Here is an 18,501-nt window from a genome sequence, read left to right on the forward strand (position 1 = left end):
GCCCGCAACCCGTTTTGGACGCTTACCGTGTGCATATGAGGACCAACTGGGCGGGCAACGTCACGTTCACCGCGGCGCAGGTAGTCGAACCGACGTCGGCCGATGAACTGCGGGCGACCGTGCGCGGCTCGTCCGCGGTGCACGTGGTCGGCTCCGGGCACTCGTTCAGCCCGATCGCGGACACGGCGGGCACGCTCGTGTCCCTGTCGGAGATGCCCCAGGTCTTCGAGGTCGACGGCTCCACGGTGCGGGTCAGCGCCGGCACGACCCTGGCGACGCTCGCCGTGCTGCTGGAGTCCTCCGGTCTCGCGCTGCACACGTTGCCGTCCCTGCCGCACATCACCATCGCTGGCGCGATCGCCACCGCCACCCACGGCTCGGGCAGCCGCTCCCTCGCCGGCGCGGTCCGGTCCGTCGAGGTGATGCGCGGCGACGGCTCGGTCGTCGAACTGACCTCCGCGGGCGCCGCCGTGTCGCTGGGCGGCCTGGGCGTGGTCACCACCGTGACCCTGGACGTGGTGCCGTCGTTCCAGGTGGAGCAGACCGTCTACGAGGACGTCGCCTGGACCACGCTGCTGACCTCGCTGGAGCAGATCTTCGACGGCGCGTACAGCGTGAGCGCGTTCGTCGACTGGCAGGGCGGCGCGACCCTCTTCGTGAAGCACCGCGTCGGCGACCCTGCGTTCGGTTTCCCCGGACGAGCCGCTGACGGCCCGCGCCACCCGGTCGTCGGCCAGCCACCGGTTCACTGCACCCTGCAGGGCGGCGTGCCCGGCCCGTGGCACGAGCGCCTCCCCCACTTCCGCGCCGAGTTCACCCCGTCCGTGGGCGAGGAGCTCCAGACCGAGTACTTCGTCCCCCGCACCCGCGCGGTGACGGCGTTGCGGGCCCTGGCGGAGATGTCCACGGTGATCTCGCCGCTCGTGCAGGCCTGCGAGATCCGCACGATCGCCGCCGAACCGCAGTGGCTCAGCCCGGCCCACGACCGCGAGAGCCTGGCGATCCACTTCACCTGGGTGCCGAACACCCCGGCCGTGCTGGCCCTGCTGCCACGCCTGGAGGAGGCCATCGCGCCGCGGCCGCACTGGGGCAAGCTCTTCACCGTGCCACCGACGTTGCTGGCGGCGCGCTACCCGCAGTGGGACTCGTTCCGGGCGCTGCTGCGGGAGCACGACCCGAAGGGAGTGTTCCGCAACGACTTCCTGGCCCGCTTCTTCGGTTCGGCCGGGACCTGATCTCAGTCGGCGTCGATGCCGCAACCGTCGACGTCGCCGTCGAAGCCGCCACCACCGGATCTTCTCCTGGTGCGGCTGTGCGACCCCTCCGGGAACCCGAGGATGCCGGCACCCAGCATGCTCAGCCCCACGGCGCCGTAGAGCAGCCCGGTCAGCACGCGGAAGAAGATGTTGGTGATGGGATCACCGGCACCGTTCGACCAGACGACGTCGCCGGTCACGGTCAGCGCGGCCATGACCGTCACGCCGGCGCCGAGCAGGAACGCCACCACGCGACCCGCCGCCTTCTGGACGCGCCGGGGCTTCTGGACGGGTGGTGGCGGTGGCGCGGGCGGTGTGTTGATCACATGGGTGCCATCGGGGCCGGCCACCGAGTTCGCCACGGCCTGGGCGTGCACGCTCTCCGGCCACCGCGTGGAGGAGTCGAACCGGACGCCACCGAACGTGGCGAGGTCGATCCGCCCGCCGGGCAACGGGAGCAGCGCGTCGGTGAGGTCCGCGCCGCGCAGGTCGGCGGAGGTGAGGACGGCCTTCCGGAGGTTGGCCCGGACGAGGCTGGCGCCGACCAGGCTGGCGTGGCGCATCGTGCAGGAGAGGATCACCGCACCGTCGAGGCGGGCTCCGTCGAGAACCGCGCGGTCGAAGTCACCGCCGTCGATCTCGACTCCGGACAGGTCGGCCCCGGTCAGGTCGGCACCGGCGAAGCTGGTCGCCTGGAACTGCGTGCGCCCGAGAACGTGCCCGGAGAGATCGGCACCGCGGAGGTTCGCCCCGTCGAGCTCCGGGGCTCCGAGCGTCGCCCCGCGAAAGTCCGCGCCGGAGAGGTTGATGCTGCCGACGTCCCACCAACTGACGTTGCTCACGTCCGCGCCGCGGAGATCCGCGCCGTGCAGGTCGATTTCAGGCTGCTCGCATCCGGGAGGGAAGGTGACTCCGCGAAGGTCGGCGCCGGGGACGAGCCGTCCGCGGAAGTCATCAGCCTCCATCGACCAATTGTGGCGCCGATTCACCTCACGACGCGCCGCCCTTCTGGCGCAACGCTTCCAGCTCGTCGTCCGGCACGCCGTAGGTCGTCGCGACGGACACCTTCGGCGAAGTGATCAACAGCCCTGGCCCCCACTCCTCGACCACGATCCCGCGCTGGTGATCGGACTCGAAGAACGGCTTCCCGGAGATCCCCAACGACACCTCGTGAGGCCAGAACAGCGTGCGGCGAGCCCGGCCGGGCTGGTACTCGTGCGCGAACTTCAGCTGGTGCAGGAAGGTGATCCAGCCTTCGGTGATCTCGTCGTAGTACTCGTCCCACTCCGGCAGCGTGCCCTTGGGCGCACGCGTGAGCACGACCCGCGTGCCTTCCGGGACCGGGGTCAGCGTGAACGTGTCGTGCCCGTGGATGGACAGCGCGTGCGAGCCCGTCTCCTCCGCGTCGGTGAAGAACGTGCCGTCGATCTCCTGCTCCAGGCCGTCGTACTCCCAGCCGTGCCAGTGCAGGATCTTCTGCTTGTCGCGGAACGACTCCCACACCTCGTCGACCGGCGCGGCCACGGTGATCTCGATCCTGACGCCCTCATCGCTCATCGGACACTCCTGGATGGCCCAAGGCGACCACCCGGTACGGGCGGCCGGAGTCGGTGTCGTACTTCAACGCGATCTGCCGCACCGCTTCGGCGAGGTCGCTCGTGAACTCGTGGACGTCGCCCGGCGCGCCGAAGCGGACCGTCGTCTCGACCGTGAAGGTGAGCAAGCGTTTTCCGGCAGCCGCGGCCGCGCCGGACATCCGTTCCACCTCGCGCGCGGTGTCGGCGGCCACCGACACCAGGTGCGTTGCGGCGAACTGGTCCTGGACGTCCGCGGCGATCTCGCGGCCCGGCCGGGCGCGCAGCACGCGTTCGACGCAGCCGCGCCGTTGCCGCTCCTCGACCAGCTCGACGAGTCCTGCCTGTTCCAGCGCCCGGACGTGGTAGTTCACCCGTTGCCGCGGCAGGTCGAGGGCCGCCGCCAGCTGGGTCGCCGACGCGGGCGACTTCAGCAGCTCCAGCAGCGAGCGGCGCAACGGGGACAGCTCCACGCCCAGCACGGTCCCATTTGACAAATTGATTTGTCAATACCGGAACACGACCGGAAACAGTTAGGTTCGTTGACGGTTGCAACAAACCGCCCCCACCCTGTGAGCCGTGAGAATCCCCCTGCTGGTGGCAGCGTTGGCAGCAGCAGCGATCGTTCCTGTGTGGACGGTCGCGGCGCAGGCCGACGTCGTGCCCGGAACCGCTTATCAGGTGACGAACGTCGGCAGCGGAAAGTGCGTGGAGTCGCTGGGATCGGCGAACGGCGCACAACTCCGCCAACAAGGATGCTCTGGGCAGAAGTGGACCTTCACGCCCACGAGCGACGGCTACTACACGGTCGGTGAAGGCGCGGTCTGGGACGTCTCGAACGTGTCGGCCGCGGACAACGCGCTGATCCACATGTGGCAGAACTTCAGCGCGAACAACCAGCAGTGGCGCCCCGAACAGGTGGGCACCGACACCTACCGGTTCGTGAGCAGGCACAGCGGCAAGTGCCTCGACGTGCCCGGCGCGACCACCAACGACGTTCAGCTGGTCCAGTACACCTGCAACGGGACCAACGCCCAGGCGTTCAGGCTCACGACCTCCGCGCCGCCCGACCCGACGCAGCCGGACTTCGGCCCGAACGTGCTGATCTTCGACCCGTCGATGCCCGCGAGCACCATCCAGTCGCGGCTCAACGACGTCTTCCGGCAGCAGGAAGAGGGTCAGTACGACGCACGCCGGTTCGCGATCTTCTTCAAGCCCGGCAACTACAACGTCGACGTCAACATCGGCTTCTTCACCCAGGTGCTGGGGCTCGGCCTGAACCCCGACCAGGTGACCATCAACGGCCAGGTCCACGTCGAGGCCGACTGGTTCGAGGGCAACGCGACGCACAACTTCTGGCGCGGCGCGGAGAACCTCGCGATCAGGCCACCGGGCGGCACCAACACGTGGGCCGTCTCGCAGGCCTCCGCGATGCGCCGCACGCACGTCTACGGCAACATGCAGCTCGACGACAACGGCTGGTCCAGCGGTGGTTTCCTGGCCGACTCCGTGGTCACCGGTCAGGTGCGGTCGGGCAGCCAGCAGCAGTGGCTGTCGCGCAACACCGAGTGGGGCTCGTGGACCGGTGAGAACTGGAACATGGTCTTCGTCGGCGCCCGCAACGCCCCGCAGACCACGTTCCCCGAGCCGCCGTACACGAACGTCGCGCAGACCCCTGTCGTGCGTGAGAAGCCGTTCCTGAACATCGACGGCGCCGGCAACTACAACGTGTTCGTCCCGGCCCTGCGCTCCAACTCCAGCGGCACGACGTGGGCCAGCGGCAACCAGCAGGGCACGAACATTCCGCTGTCGAACTTCTTCGTCGCCAAGCCGGGCACGTCGGCCGCGACGATGAACCAGCAGCTCGCGGCCGGCAAGCACCTGCTGCTCACGCCGGGCATCCACCAGGTGAGCGAGCCGATCCGCGTCACGCGCCCCGACACCGTGGTGATGGGCCTCGGACTGGCGACCGTCATGCCCACCAACGGGAACATGGCGCTCGACGTGGCCGATGTGGACGGTGTGAAGATCGCGGGCCTGCTGATCGACGCGGCCCCGACCAACTCGCCACTGCTGATGCAGATCGGCGCACCCGGCAGCTCTGCACGCCATCAGACCAACCCGACGTCGGTGCACGACCTGTACGTGCGCATCGGCGGTTCGGCCGTCGGACGTGCCACGACCTCGTTGGTGGTCAACAGCCACGACGTGATCGGCGACCACCTCTGGCTGTGGCGCGGTGACCACTCTTATGGAGTCGGATGGGACGTCAACAGGGCCGACACGGGACTCATCGTCAACGGCAACAACGTGACGATGTACGGCCTGTTCGTCGAGCACTACCAGAAGTACCAGACCATCTGGAACGGCCAGGGCGGCCGGACGTACTTCTACCAGAACGAAATGCCGTACGAGGTGCCCAACCAGGCAGCGTGGATGAACGGCTCGACGCGCGGCTACGCGGCGTACAAGGTCTCCAACAACGTCACGACGCACGAGGCGTGGGGCCTGGGCAGCTACATCTTCGCCAACGCCAACCCGAGCGTGGTGGCGGACCGGGCGTTCGAGGCACCTCAGACGCCGGGAGTGAAGTTCCACAGCATGGTGACGATCTCGTTGGGCGGTAAGGGCACCATCGAGCGCATCATCAACAACTCGGGTGGAAGGGTGACGGCCGGGTCGACCGAGGCTTACCTGGCCAATTACCCGTGATGTTCCGCTGAGCGGTTTTCGACTGCGCATCCCCGTGCTCCGGTCCGCATAGACTGGAGCATGGGGATGTTCACCGAGCAGTTGCAGCTCATCGAAACCTTGAACCCGGTGTACAACGCACTGACCACCGTGTTCGACGTGCCGGACGACGCGACCGGCCCACTCGCCGGATTCGCGTTCTCCGTCAAGGCCAACATCGACGTCGCGGGCGCCGCGACCACCCACGGCCTGAAATCGTTGGCCGGCAACGTGAAGTCGGCCGACGCACCGATCGTCGCACGGCTGCGCGCAGCCGGGGCGACACCGGTCGGGCACGCGAACATGCCGACGCTCAACGCCCGCGGCATGCACACGTACAGCGAACTGGCCGGGCACACCGTCAACCCGTGGGACGCCGCCAAGTCACCCGGCGGCAGCTCCGGCGGTGACGCGGTCGCGGTGGCCACGGGCATGGTGCGCTTCGGGATCGGCAACGACGGCGGCGGATCCTTGCGGCTGCCGGCTTTTCTCAACGGCGTCTGCGCGCTGAAGCCCAGCTACGGCCGTTATCCGCAGGGCTCGATCTACGGCCAGCCAGACCCGTCGTTCCCGACCCAGGTCATGACGGTCGAGGGCCCGCTCGCCCGGACCGTCGCCGACCTGCGGCTGGTGCACTCGTTCCTGTGCGGTGCGGATCCGGCCGACCCCCGCGCCGTGCCCGTGCCCGCCGACGGGCCGCCGGCGCCGAAGATCGCCGGCTTCGTGCCGGGTGACCCGGTGGTCGAGGAGGCCGCGAAACGGCTGCTGGACGCGGGGTACGAGGTCGAACCGGTCACTCCGCCTCGGGTGGAGGAGGCGTCGGAACTCGCCATGCGCATGATCGCCACGCCGATCGCGCTCCAGTTCGACTCCTACGTCGCGTTCGCCGGTGAGGATCTCGCCGTGTACGCCCGCAACCTGCTGGAAGTGCGGCCGGGCCTGGACATCGGCGAGTTCCTGGCGCTGACGGGCACGCGCCTCGCCATCCAGCGGGAGTGGGCCCAGTTGCTCGACCGCTGGCCGGTGCTGGTCGGGCCAGTGTCGACGATCCCGTCGTTCGAACCGGACCAGGACCGCCGCAGCCCAGAGGCCCTCGCCGCGTACTTCGAGGCGATGAAGCTCTGCGAAGCGACCAGCTTCGCCGGACTGCCGTCGGTCGCCGTGCCGACCGGGTTGCGCGACGGGCTGCCGACCGGCGTCCAGGTGATCTCCCGGATGTACCGGGAAGACCTCGCCCTGGACGCCGCGGCCGTGCTCGAAACCGCGCTCAGCCCAGCCGTTTCGGTCGGTTGATCTTCATCTCGTCCACGTCGGTGACGGTGGCGCGCAGGCCCCGGTAGTCGACGCCCAGCGCGTCGAGGGCCGTGGTCGCGCGCCGCAGTCCCGCTTCGTCCGGTTTGTCGGCAGCGGTGAGGATCACGCGGTAGCTGAAGAAGTCGAGCTTCTCGTCGAACGTCAGCGCGCCGTCCTCGGTGAACCCGCCGCTGCGCAGGAAGTCGAAGCCCTTCAGCCACTCCTGCAAACCAGCGCGCTGGTCGTCGGTCAGGTCGGCGAAGCGTCCGCGGACGAGTACTCGGTAGGTGTGTTCAGCCACGAGCGAAGATGGTCCCCGACCGCGCGCCGGTCTGGCGAACGATTTCTCCGGTGCGGAAGAATCGTGGTCCATGAACGCAAAAGAGCTGGTCACGCGCATCCGGACGGAGCTGCACCCCGGTGAGCACGACAACCTCGTGGTCAAGCTGATCGAAACGGGCGAAGCACCGCGGGCCGTGCTCGCGACGTTCGCCGCGGAAGAGAACCACATCGTGTCGTCGGACTGGCGAACGTTCCTCGCGCTGGCGTCGAAGGCGAGCGAGCCGAACGCGCGGGCGTTCTTCACGCTGCTCGCGGGCGGTGAGGAGCTCGTGCTGCCGATGCTGGAGCCGCTCGCGAACGCCGCCGGCATGTCGTCGAAGGACTTCCAGAACTACGAGCCCTTCCCCGGCTGCCAGGCCTACCCGGCGTTCCAGGCGTGGATGGCGCTCAACGGCGAACCGACCGACGTGATCCTCGCGATCCTGGCCAACTTCACGGCGTGGGGCGGGTACTGCGCCCGCATGGCGAAGGGGCTGCGCGAGCACTACGGGTTCGACGACGAGGCGTGCGCGTTCGTGGACTTCTTCGCCACGCCCGCCCCGCAGCTGGAGGAACGCGCGCTCGCCGCCGTTCAGGCCGCCCTGGACTCAGGGTGGCAGCCAAAGCACGCGTGGCGCTACGGCCGCCTCCTCCAGGCCTACGAACTGGAATTCTGGTCCACCCTCGCCTGAAAACGATGAACGGCGCATTTGTCCACCTGAGGTGGACAAATGCGCCGTTCATCGAGTTAACGGGGGAGATAGGCGCGTTGGGACTTGGAGAACTCGTAGTTGTTGTACTTGTCCCAGTTGATCGACCAGGTCATGAGGCCCCGCAGGTTCGGGTAGACGCCCTTCGGGCGGTAGCTGCCGCAGTTCGACCCCTTGGTGAGGCAGTCGAGCGCGGTGTGGACGTCCGCGACGGACGTGAACCCGTTGCCCGCGTACATCGCGGCGGGCAGGCCGATCGCGACCTGTTCCTGGCGCAACGGCGCGAAGACCTTCGACGTGTCACCACGCACCGGGAACCCGGCGAGCAGCATGTCGGTCATCGCCACGTGGAAGTCCGCGCCACCCATGTTGTGGTACTGGTTGTCCAGGCCCATAACGGGTCCGGAGTTGTAGTCCTGCACGTGCAGCAACGTCAGGTCGTTGCGCATCGCCTCGATCACGGGCAGGTATGCGCCTGTGCGCGCGTCACCACCACCAGCGCCGCCGTAGAACTGGTAGCCGACCTGCACGAAGAACGTCTCCGGCGCCATGGTGAGCACGAAGTTGGCTCCATAACGGGACTTCAACGACCTCAGCGCCGAGATCAGGTTCACGACGACCGGTGTCGTCGGGTTCCGGAAGTCGACGTCGCCCGCGTTCAGCGACAGCGAGTGGCCCTCGAAGTCGACGTCGAGCCCGTTCAGGCCGTACTTGTCGATGATCGCGCCGACCGACCGCACGAACGCGTCGCGCGCCGCCGCGGTCTCGAGCCGCACCTGGCCGTTCTGACCGCCGATGGAGATCAGGACCTTCTTGCCCTTCTGCTGCTGGGCGCGGATGCCGGCGATGAACTCGGCCTCGGACTCGACGTTCGGGCACTCCGCGACCGGGCACTGGCTGAACCGCAGCTCACCGCTCGTCGCGCTGGTGGGTTCGGCGAACGAGAGGTTGATGACGTCCCACTCGTCGGGCACGTCCTTCATGCGGATGTAGCCGGAGCCGTTCGCGAAGCTGGCGTGCAGGTAGCCGACGAGAACCTTGCGCGGCAGACTGCCGGTGGGCGGCGACCCGGTCGTAGTGGTGGTCGTGGTCGTGGTGGTGGTCGTCGGTGAGGTGCCACCGCCGGTGCAGGCCCCACCGTTGATCTTGCAGTTGGCCGGATCGGCGGTGCCGGTGGCGTTGTAGCCGAACGTGACGCTGGCACCGGGCGCGACGGAACCGTTGTACTCGCGGTTGACGAACGCGTAGTGGTTGCCGCTCTTGGTGAGCAGCGAGTCCCAGTAAGCACCGACCGAGGTCGACGCGGGGTAGTCGAACTCGACCTTCCAGGAGCTGATGGGCGCGCTGGTCTCGTTCTTGATCGTCACCGTCGCGGTGTACCCGGTGTCCCAGGACTGCTTGGTCAGCGTCGCCGTGACTCCGGCGGCACTGGCGGGGGCGAGGCTCACGATCACGGTGCCGAGCACCAGTGCGGCCACCGCGGATATTCGAGCGAACAGCATCGGCTGCTCCGTCCTACGCGTTGGCGGCCGGCAGGGGGTCACCCCGAATTGGACTAGACCATCAACCGCTGAGTCAAGGTTCTAAGCTGTTCGGTCGTGCCCCACGCTCGTGCCGCCGACGGAACCAGGCTCTTCTACTCGGTCGAGGGCTCCGGGCCTCCGCTGTTGCTGATCGCCGGCCAGTCCAACTCGTCGCGCTGGTGGACGCAGGTGCGGCCGGACTTCGCCGCGAGGTTCACGACGATCGTCACCGACCACCGCGGCACCGGTGCCAGCGACAAACCCGACGCCCCGTACAGCACCCAGCTCTTCGCATCGGACTGCGTCGCGGTTCTCGACGACGCGGGCATCGACTCCGCGCACGTCTACGGCACGTCGATGGGCGGCCGGATCGCGCAGTGGATCGCCGCCTCGCACGGCGAGCGCGTCAACCGGCTGGTGCTCGGCTGCACCTCCCCCGGCGGCCCGCACGCGATCGAGCGCAGCGCCGAGGTGCGCAGGTCGCTGGCGCAGGTCGACGCGATGAAGGCGCGCAAGGCGTTGGAAGCGCTGATGTACACGCCGTCGTACCGCGGGCCGTTCAACACGCTCGGCGACCCCCAGATGCCGCCGCACGCCCGCAAGCGGCACCTCTTCGCGAGCGCCGAGCACGACGCGTGGGACGTGCTGCCGTCGATCACCGCGCCCACCCTCGTGGTGCACGGGACCGACGACATCTTCAACCCCACGGCGAACGCCCCGCTCATCACCGAGCGGATCCCGGGCGCGCGCATGCACCTCATCGAGGGCGCACGCCACGGCTACTTCGAGGAGTTCCGCGAGATCGCAACGCCGCTGGTGATGGACTTCCTCAGCCCGTGACCCACCGAAGGCCGCGCATCAACGCGTGGCCCGCGAACCGCACGCCCGTGGCCTCGGCGATCGGCAGGTACGGCAGCCGCAACGGGATCCGCGCCCACAACGGCAGGCTCGCCACCGCGGTGGCGCCGAGAATCCCGTACGGCCCGCGCGCCAGCACCGGCAGAGGAGCCTTGAGCAGCAGGAACTTCGCCGCCTCACGAGCTTCGGGCGTGCCCTTGAGCTCGGGACGGTAGGAGTTGAGCACCGCGTCGAGTTCGGCGGTCGTGCGCGGCGGGTCCGGGATGCCCATCGCGTCCGCGATCACGGCCATGTCGGCCACGTACTCGTCGTAGGAGTCGAGGGGCTTCTCGCCGTACTTGCGGTGGCAGCGCAGGAAGCTGTCGACCTCGGCCACGTGCACCCAGGTCAGCAGGTGCGGGTCGCCGGCGCGGTACGGGCGGCCGTCCGGCGCGGTGCCGTGGATGTGCTCGTGCACGCGCCCGAGCCGTTCGATCGCCTTGTGCGCGTCACTGAGCGTGCCGTAGGTGGTGACGCCGATGAAGAGGCTCGTGCGCTGCAACCGTCCCCACGGATCTGTGCGGTAGTCGGAGTGCTGGGCGACCGCGGCCATCGCCAGCGGGTGCAACGACTGCAGCAGCAACGCCCGCAGTCCGCCGATGAACATGGCGTGGTCCGCGTGGACGTGCCGGATCGGGCGGTCGTCGGCGAACATGCGCGGTCCGGGCGTCTCGTGGATCCGGCGCGCGTGCCGCTCGCGGTCGGGACCCGCGACCCGCTCGAAGAGACCGTCGCTCAGCTGTCGCCGCAGTGCCTCCAGCATTTCCCCATGATGCGACAGGACAGCTGAGAACGGCACCCCGCTCGCGCAGGGTGCCGCTCAGGTCAGCCGATCGCGATCTGGTCCAGGTCGGGAGCACCGGCGCTGTCGTTGCCGAACCTGATCGTGTTCGCGCCCGCGTTCAGCGTCACCGGGACCTCAGTCACGTACGGCGTGTTGTTGCCGACGCCGTTGAGCTTGACCTCGACCGGCGCGCCACCGTTCACGGAAACGAAGTACGACCGCGGCCCGTTGACCGTGAAGGTGATGAACAGCCGGTACGCACCCGCGGCGGGCACCGTGACGTTCGGGAACACCACGGCGGCGTCCGGGCTGCCACCGATGTTGCGCACCTTCTCCGCACCAGAGCAGGCCCCGCAGCCCGTCAGACCGGTGCTGCCGAACTGGTTGGCCGAGTCCTCCGCCTCCCGCACGAACACGCGGTCGGCGGGCCTGGTGCGCACCGGCACCGAACCCGACACCTTGCGCTCGGAGCCCAGCAGCCCGAACGCGGCCGTCACCGGGATGCTCACCGAGCCCACGTCGGCACCGGCGGGCGACACAGCGGTCCAGACGCCCTCCAGCAGGTTCCCGAGCCGCATCGACGTGCGGGTGGCCGGCGCGCCGGTCAGCGTCCACCCGGCGGGGACCACCGGTGCCAGCGACACGGCGTCGATCTGGTCGTCGGCGTCGAGGCGCAGCCGTGCGGTGATCTTCACGGACTGCTGTCCGGGCGCGACCCACTGCACGCCGTGGGGTTCCACGGTCAGCGTCGTCTTCGGCGTGTAGCTCGACGGCGGCAGCCCGCCGACCGAGATCCGGTCGAGCCCGAGCCTGCCGGTGCCGAAGACCTTCACGGTGTTGCGGCCCGCGTTCAACGGCACCGCGACCGACGTCGGAGCGGGCACGTCAGGACGATCCTTCGGCACCGCAACGGAAACCGGTGCCGCGCCGTTGACCGACACCGACACGCTGGACGCCTCAGCGGCTGTCAGGTCGAGCCGCAGGCCGTAGGTTCCCGCCGTGGCAACGGAAACGTCGCGGTAGGTCACGGCGTCGCGCTCGCCGCCACCGAGCCCGGTCACCTGCCGCGTGCCGGAACACGCCTCGCAGAACTCGCTGCGGACCTCACCCGACCGCGACGCGTCCTCGGCCTCCAGCGGGTTGTCCCGGAACCCGTGCGGATAGCTGTGACCGACCCGGATCTCGTCGATCTTGAGCTCCTTGAAGTACACCGGGGCCTGCGGGCCGCCCCAGGTGTTGACCACGGTCAGCTTCAGGAACCGCGCCTCCTGCGATCCGATGTCGATGAACTGCGTGCCACGCGCGGAAGGCAGCGCACCGCTGCGCACGTGCCACCAGTCGCGTCCGTCGACGGACGCCGTGAGCTGGTAGTCCTTGATGCGGCTCGAGTCCTCCGGCCGGCCGAACGACACGCGGGCGTGCGTCGGTGACGACTCGCGCTGGTTGATCGCGAGGAACGCCGCCTGCTTGCGCCTGCCCAGGTCCAGCGAGATCGAGACGGGCTGAGCGGCGTTGGCGTCCCAGTAGGTCTCGTAGCTGCCGTCGGTGAGGTTCGAGGCCGGGAACCCGTTCTCCGACGAGGTCGCCGAGGCCTTCACCCCGGTGTAGAAGCCTTGCTGCCCAGCGGTTTCCACAGCGAACACGGTGTCGTACTCGTCCCACTTCGTGATGCCCTGGATCGTCAGGTGCCCGGCCGACTGCGAGAACCGCATCCGTTCGCCGGTGCGGAGGTCGGTGACGCCGGTGACGCGATAACCGTTGTCCCGCAGGCGAACGAAGTCAGCACGCGGACGAGTGACGACGTGCACGTACTGCTTACCGGTCCTGGGATTGATCGTGATCACGCCATGCGCGCCGTCGTTCCAGAACCCCGGCTGCATCCCGCCGTACAGGTACCCGCCGCCCTCGACGCCCTGGATCGACTCGCGGATCGGCGGCACCCAAGACGCCATGAAGTTGTTGTAGGCCTCCTGCTGCGCGGGCATCTTCCCGTTCACCATCGGCGTTTCGGCCATCAGCGACTTGATCGACGACCCCGCGTTGGTGATGTAGCGACCGGTGTTGAGCCGGGTGTCGACGGCGTGGTTTCCGCCGTCGTACCACCAGTCGCCGGTGTTGGGCAGCTTGTAGCAGGCCTCGGACAGGCGCGGCATCGGCGTGAACGTCGCGGCCGGGTAGTCGTAGGACGGGAACATGCCGGTCTTCTGCTCGTTCGAGACCGTGTCCATGATCGGCGTGTCCTCGTTGTTGTTGCTCAACAACCAGGCGGGCTGAAGCTGCCGGATCTGTTCGTAGAGCTTGTTGCGCTCCCAGTACTCGTTGTCGTTGTCGATCCAGAACCCGGCGAGGTCGTTGTAGTTCTTCATGACCTCGAAGAAGAGGTCGTAGCTGTACTTGCCGAACCCTTCACGCGTGGTGAGATCCACCTGCTCGCCCTTGTGCGCGGAGTAGGCGGCCGAGTCGAGCATCTGCACACCCTGCTCGCTGTGCCACTGCGGGTCGTCGGTCATGTAGAGGATGACCTTGACGTCCTTGGCCTTGCCCGCCTTCACCAGCTCACCCAGCAGATCCCGTTGCGTGGCACAGCTTCCGGGAATCTTCGACGGCCACGGCCGCGCGTACCCGAGCCTGCTGTGGAACGTCGCGAGCACGACGTAGGAGGCACCGAGCTTGCGCGCCTCGTCGATCCAGTAGTCGGGCGTCCACCCGCCGCCGGTGACGTCACGCTCCCACTCGGCGCAGTTCAGGTGCTTCGGAGCGGTGAACATGCCCCAGTGCAGGAACAACCCGGCGGTGGACCTGCGCAGCCACTCCTGTCTCGGGTGCTGCACCTCGGCCTGCGCCGGGGCAGGCAGCACGACCGTCACCAGGCCAGCGAGCAGTGCGGCCACCACGGCCGCACACAAACGTCGTAGTGCCATGACCATCGCTTTTCTCGTCGGGGCGGCGGCGAGAGGTCCGATGATTTCAACCACAACTACCTGGGTCAAGCCCTGACCGGGCCTGCTTGTGCGCGACTCATCGGAGCACTACGACACTTGGACGGCCGGATCAGGTTTCAGGGTGCCGTCGCGGAGCCACCACTTGGTCAGCGAGGCGCCGCTGGGACAGCAGTTCGCGTCGCTGGGCCGGTACCACCGCTCCTCGACGGTGATCACGCCCTTCTCGAACTTCGGCTCGGCGAGCAACGGCACGTGGTACGCGTCATCTCTCATCGTCGTCGTGCTGATCTCCCCCACCAGTTCGAGGTTGCCGTCCACCGACCGCACCACCACGTACCCGAACGCGAGCTGGCTCGCCGCGGTGCCGCCACCGGTGTCGCACATCAGGCCCACTGCAGCCTCGTCCTGACCGTCCCCATCGACGTCACCGTGCGCGACACCGTTCTGCAGCAGCAGGATCCTGCCCCATGTGGCCGAGGTCGCGGCGGCCTGACCGTCCTTCAGACGCACAGGTTCGTCGATGCCGCAGAACCGGGCAGGCAGCGCGGCCTTGGGCCAGTCCACCGTGCGCAGGTCGGCGGGCGCCGAGCCGAGCACCTGCCGGGAAGGACTCGGCGCTGACACGGTCGTCGTCCCGGCCGGACTGCCCGACTCCGGCCGCCTGGTGATCTTCGGACCGATCCCGGGGCCACCACAGGCCGTGAGCAGCAAGACGAGGACTACGAGCCTTCTCATCAGGTTCCCTTCACGCGCAGGGCGGGTCGTAAGGAACATCCGGAAGGTACTGCCGCCACTCGGACTCCGGAATCGGCTCGGACTCCTCGCACAACCGGCCAAGCAGTTCTGGCACGTCGACGCTCCAAATCATCGTGCTCTGCCCGTCCGCGCCGCCGAGCATCGTCCCGTCCGGGCTGAACGCGATCGACGCCGCGGAGTATCGGCCGCCCGCCCGCAACGTGCCCACCTCGATCAGTCGCTCGGCGTCAGCGGCATCCCACAGCACGATCTCGCCGGACTCTCCGGCACTCGCGAGCAGCTTCCCGTCCGGGCGCAGGGCGAGGTTCGCCACGCTCCCGACGTGTCGGCTGGCGGTCGCGATCGTCGACCCGTCGCCGCTGTGGCGCATCGTGATCAGGCCGGTCGAACTGCCTGTGACCACCACGTCGCCGTCCGGGCGGAACAGCACCGACTCGACCGGATCGGTCTTCGTGTCGTCTGTGCGCACGAGCTTGGGCGAGTCCGGCGCGCTCACGTCCCACAGCTGCAGGTTTTGCCCCTTGTCCCCGCGGGTCACGGCACGCCGGCCGTCCGGGCTGAACGAGATGCCGTGCCGGGCGGCTTGCGAGCCCGTGAGCGTCCCCGCGGGCGTCACCTGGTCCCCGACGCGCTTCCAGATCGTGAACGGCTGACCGTTCGGAGCAGCTCCGATCAGCGTGCCGTCCGGGCTGAACACGACGCTTTCCGCGCGGTCGGTCTGCGTGGCCGCAGGTGGTGCGTCCGAGTGCGGGTCCATCAGCACGACGGGCAGGGCGGTCACGAGACGGGTGCCGTCCGGGCTGAACGCGACGGGCTGGCCGCCCACGCTGTTGGTGCGGATCGTGCGGACCAGCTTCGGCCGCGTCACGTCGGAGAGGTCGTGCAGCGTCATGGGATAGCCGCTGGCAAGCAGGTGGTCCGGCCCGAACGCCAGCGTCGTGCCAGGCGGCAGCACCGCAACGGCGGACGACCGCGCGGCCGCCAGCACGTTCCAAAGCCGGACCACGTGACGGCGCGGTGACCCGTCCTCACTCGCGGACGCCAGCACCCGGGAGTCCTGGCTGAACGCGAGGCCGTTGATCCCCGCGACGTGACCGCGCATCAGGACGCTGACACGCGGCCGGAACGGGTCGGTGACGTCCCATAGGTTGATGAAACCGTTGCCGTCGCCGACGGCGAGAGCCGCACCGTCCGGCGCGAACGCCAACGCCGTCACCTGAAGCGTCGATCCGGAGAGAACGGCGTACGGCTCCGGTTTCGCGGTGTTCCACAAGCGAACCGTGTCGTCGTGCGACCCGCTGGCCAGCACGGCACCTCGCGGCGCGAACCGCAGAATCGAGACGTCCGTGGTGTGCCCGCTCAGCACCGCGCGCTTTTTCGGGTTCGCTCGGTCGGTGATGTCCCACAGCTCGATCGCCCCGAACGGACCCGGCAGCGCGACGGTCGAGCCGTCCGCGCTCACCGCGCTCGTGCTGTCGAACCCGCCACCGCCGCTCGTGGGCAGCTTCCCGATCTCTCTGGGCGCCAAAGGGTTCGAGACGTCCAGCAGCCACGTCCGGGAGCCGCTGCCGGTGACCACGACGACCGGTTCGTTCGCGATGAACGCAACCGAGTTCATCCCCGCGAGCCCGGACTGCCAGGTGCCGCGCCGGTTCGGGTCGGCGGTGTCGGCCACCACGACAGCTCCGGTGAGCGTGGTGGCGACGACGCGCTCACCGTCCGCGCTGAACGCTACGGCCGTCGCGTACTTGTCCACCGGCACCACAGCGCGTTCGGTCACTCCTTCGTACAGCGCGAAGCCACCGTCCCTGGCCATGGCCATCCGGTCGCCGCGCGGACTGAAAGCGACGTCGTGCACTGCACTGCCGCCCGGCACGACCCGCGGAATCGACGGGCTTTCCATCAGCGCCCCGAGCACCTCCGCGGCCGGCGCCATCCGATAGGCCTGAGCGAGCAGCTGCCGTGCCGTGTTCGGGCGGGTGTCGCGGATCGCCGCCGCCTGCGCCACGAGCTGACGTGAGGTGGCGACGAGCGTCTGCTGCTGTGCCCGGTCGCTCTGCTGCTCCGAACGGACCGCGAAGATCACCGCGGCGACCAGCAGGACGACCAGCACCGAGATCGTGGCAGTGATGGTCCGTCTGGTGCGGCGGCGTTCCCGGAGGTGGTGGCCGATCAGCTCGGTCTTGTCGATGCCGTCGAGCGGTGCCACGACGTCTGCCAGCGCCGACTCCCAGCCCGGGTTGCGCGGGTCGAGCTTGACGCCGCGGATCTTCCTCAGGTCGACGCAACGTGGTTCGGGCACGTCGTGCAGGGCAAGCGGCAACGCGGTGGTGCGCCGCCGGTCGAGAACCCCGTTGTCCCACGCAGCTTCCCCATCGGTGAGCAGGACGAACAGCGTGCGCCGACCGCGGTTCTCGAGCCACCACCCGACCTCCTTCGCGACCCAGGGCGACAGCGCAGACGCCGGTGATGCGAGCAGCAGGAAGTTCCGCGACTGGGCCAGGCCGTCGAGAATTGCCTGCGTGAGGTCGGACTCCGCCGCCAGCACGGAGTCGTCGAGGAACACCCGCCGGGCACGCTGGCGGTACCAGGGCTTCGCGAACTTCTCGATGCCCTGCTGCAACAACCGGCCGAGCTCGTGGTCCGTCGCGTGGCTGTACGAGATGAACGCGGCGTACGTCTCGTTCCCCGGCATCCCACTCCCCTCGGCTGTACGGGTGAACGCCTCTTCATCGCGCCGAAACGGCACGCCGTTAGGGCACCGGCGTGGTAACACACGTTTGGCCGCTGACGATCACCGATGGCGAGCTGTGAGGAGAGTGGGATCGGATGGACGAGAAGCACCTCCCGGGCTTCTACCACGACGCGGAGACGGAGTCCCGGCGCGGGCAGCGCCGCACGATGCTGTTCAGCCGGGTCCGGCTCATCGGCGCAGTGGTCGCGGCGGTGGGCGGCGCCTTCAAGTGGAAGATCGGCGGCAGCGGCGTCGACGTGTGGGCCTGGGTGGCGCTGGGTGGGTTCTTGATCGCGCTGTTCGGCGAGCTGTTGCTGTGGATCATGCATCCGGAGCTGAAGTGGAACGCCGGCCGGACGGTGGCCGAACGCGTGAAGTCCCTGGCCTGGCGCTATGCCGTGGCGGGCGATCCGTTCCCCTCCACCGCGCAGGACCCGCGCAAGGAGCTCGACCTCGCGATCGCCGACGCGGTGAAGGAACACCGCAAGACGGTGCTGCTCACGAGCTCGAACGACGCAGGGCACCAGGCCATGGCCCAGCTGCGTTCTGCGCCGTTCGCGGAGCGCAGGAACGTCTACCGGGAGGCCCGCGTGCACGATCAGCTGACCTGGTACCGGAGAAAGGCCGCGACCAACGAGGCCCGTGCGACGATCTTCCGCATCCTGCTGATCGTCGGTGAGCTCGTCGCGATCGTGTTCGCGGTCCTGCGCCTGCTCGGCACGTGGGACGTCGACATGTCCGGTGTGATGGCCGCGGCCGTCGCGGGCGGAGCGGCGTGGATCGGCCTGCGGCAGTACGAGAACCTCCGGGTCGCCTACGCGTCGGCGGCCGGTGAGCTGGCAGACATCTACCAGCGGCTTCCCTACACCGACGAAAGCGAGTGGGCCACCACCGTCGACGACACGGAGGCCGTCATCAGCAAGGAACACACCGCCTGGCTGGCCTCGCGGCCGAGCGCGACCTGACCCCGGAGAGACAGTG

The 18,501-nt window shown here is 68.7% G+C and carries 15 protein-coding genes; 6 read left to right on the top strand and 9 right to left on the bottom strand.

Features of this window, described 5'->3' with window-relative positions; all coding sequences use genetic code 11:
- The first annotated feature begins 35 nt into the window (after positions 1–35).
- Positions 36–1,235: an FAD-binding protein gene (locus ACFOWZ_RS40450; protein ID WP_382379264.1), complete on the top strand. Its 1,200-nt coding sequence runs from the start codon at positions 36–38 to the stop codon at positions 1,233–1,235.
- 2 nt (positions 1,236–1,237) lie between these two features.
- On the opposite strand, the gene ACFOWZ_RS40455 is transcribed toward ACFOWZ_RS40450, so the two are convergent.
- From ACFOWZ_RS40455 to ACFOWZ_RS40465, 3 genes are read right to left on the bottom strand one after another with little or no spacing between them, the layout of a single operon-like run.
- A complete protein-coding gene (locus ACFOWZ_RS40455; protein WP_382379265.1) occupies positions 1,238–2,221 on the bottom strand; it encodes a pentapeptide repeat-containing protein in 984 nt (327 codons plus the stop codon).
- Positions 2,222–2,246: 25 nt separating this feature from the next.
- On the bottom strand, positions 2,247–2,813 hold the full coding sequence (locus ACFOWZ_RS40460; RefSeq protein ID WP_382379266.1) for an SRPBCC family protein: 567 nt from the start codon (positions 2,811–2,813) through the stop codon (positions 2,247–2,249).
- Positions 2,803–3,303: an ArsR/SmtB family transcription factor gene (locus ACFOWZ_RS40465; RefSeq protein ID WP_382379267.1), complete on the bottom strand. Its 501-nt coding sequence runs from the start codon at positions 3,301–3,303 to the stop codon at positions 2,803–2,805. The genes ACFOWZ_RS40460 and ACFOWZ_RS40465 overlap by 11 nt, the downstream gene beginning before the upstream one ends.
- Positions 3,304–3,409: 106 nt before the next feature.
- On the opposite strand from ACFOWZ_RS40465, the gene ACFOWZ_RS40470 reads away from it, so the two are divergent.
- Both ACFOWZ_RS40470 and ACFOWZ_RS40475 read left to right on the top strand, forming a co-directional pair.
- Positions 3,410–5,542: an RICIN domain-containing protein gene (locus ACFOWZ_RS40470; protein ID WP_382379268.1), complete on the top strand. Its 2,133-nt coding sequence runs from the start codon at positions 3,410–3,412 to the stop codon at positions 5,540–5,542.
- A gap of 60 nt (positions 5,543–5,602) precedes the next feature.
- Positions 5,603–6,853, top strand: a complete 1,251-nt coding sequence (locus tag ACFOWZ_RS40475; protein ID WP_382379269.1) for an amidase family protein — start codon at positions 5,603–5,605, stop codon at positions 6,851–6,853.
- Here ACFOWZ_RS40475 and ACFOWZ_RS40480 read toward each other — a convergent pair.
- Positions 6,828–7,154 carry a DUF6204 family protein gene (locus tag ACFOWZ_RS40480; RefSeq protein ID WP_382379270.1) on the bottom strand — a complete coding sequence of 109 codons (327 nt, stop codon included), beginning with the start codon at positions 7,152–7,154 and terminating at the stop codon, positions 6,828–6,830. The two genes, ACFOWZ_RS40475 and ACFOWZ_RS40480, sit on opposite strands and share 26 nt — an antisense overlap.
- Before the next feature lie 70 nt (positions 7,155–7,224).
- On the opposite strand from ACFOWZ_RS40480, the gene ACFOWZ_RS40485 reads away from it, so the two are divergent.
- Positions 7,225–7,866, top strand: a complete 642-nt coding sequence (locus tag ACFOWZ_RS40485) for a thiaminase II/PqqC family protein (protein ID WP_382379271.1) — start codon at positions 7,225–7,227, stop codon at positions 7,864–7,866.
- A gap of 56 nt (positions 7,867–7,922) precedes the next feature.
- Here the strand turns inward: ACFOWZ_RS40485 and ACFOWZ_RS40490 are convergent, their stop codons facing one another.
- Positions 7,923–9,386, bottom strand: coding sequence for a chitinase (locus ACFOWZ_RS40490; RefSeq protein WP_382379272.1), 1,464 nt, complete (start codon positions 9,384–9,386; stop codon positions 7,923–7,925).
- A 96-nt stretch (positions 9,387–9,482) separates the two neighbouring features.
- Between ACFOWZ_RS40490 and ACFOWZ_RS40495 the strand changes: the two genes are divergently transcribed.
- On the top strand, positions 9,483–10,247 hold the full coding sequence (locus ACFOWZ_RS40495; protein WP_382379273.1) for an alpha/beta fold hydrolase: 765 nt from the start codon (positions 9,483–9,485) through the stop codon (positions 10,245–10,247).
- Here the strand turns inward: ACFOWZ_RS40495 and ACFOWZ_RS40500 are convergent.
- The 4 genes from ACFOWZ_RS40500 to ACFOWZ_RS40515 form a co-directional block, all read right to left on the bottom strand.
- Positions 10,237–11,067, bottom strand: a complete 831-nt coding sequence (locus ACFOWZ_RS40500; protein ID WP_382379274.1) for an oxygenase MpaB family protein — start codon at positions 11,065–11,067, stop codon at positions 10,237–10,239. The two genes, ACFOWZ_RS40495 and ACFOWZ_RS40500, sit on opposite strands and share 11 nt — an antisense overlap.
- Before the next feature lie 62 nt (positions 11,068–11,129).
- A complete protein-coding gene (locus ACFOWZ_RS40505) occupies positions 11,130–14,009 on the bottom strand; it encodes a CBM35 domain-containing protein (protein WP_382379275.1) in 2,880 nt (959 codons plus the stop codon).
- Between the two features lie 108 nt (positions 14,010–14,117).
- Positions 14,118–14,765 (bottom strand): hypothetical protein, encoded by a 648-nt coding sequence (locus tag ACFOWZ_RS40510; protein ID WP_382379276.1) that lies wholly within the window; start codon positions 14,763–14,765, stop codon positions 14,118–14,120.
- Between the two features lie 10 nt (positions 14,766–14,775).
- The gene (locus ACFOWZ_RS40515; protein WP_382379277.1) at positions 14,776–17,481 is read right to left on the bottom strand and encodes a TIR domain-containing protein; all 2,706 of its coding nucleotides are present in this window, start codon (positions 17,479–17,481) and stop codon (positions 14,776–14,778) included.
- 134 nt (positions 17,482–17,615) lie between these two features.
- On the opposite strand from ACFOWZ_RS40515, the gene ACFOWZ_RS40520 reads away from it, so the two are divergent.
- Positions 17,616–18,485 carry a DUF4231 domain-containing protein gene (locus ACFOWZ_RS40520; protein WP_382379278.1) on the top strand — a complete coding sequence of 290 codons (870 nt, stop codon included), beginning with the start codon at positions 17,616–17,618 and terminating at the stop codon, positions 18,483–18,485.
- Positions 18,486–18,501: the final 16 nt, after the last annotated feature.

Source organism: Lentzea rhizosphaerae, assembly GCF_042649515.1.
Taxonomy (GTDB): Bacteria; Actinomycetota; Actinomycetes; order Mycobacteriales; family Pseudonocardiaceae; genus Lentzea; species Lentzea aerocolonigenes.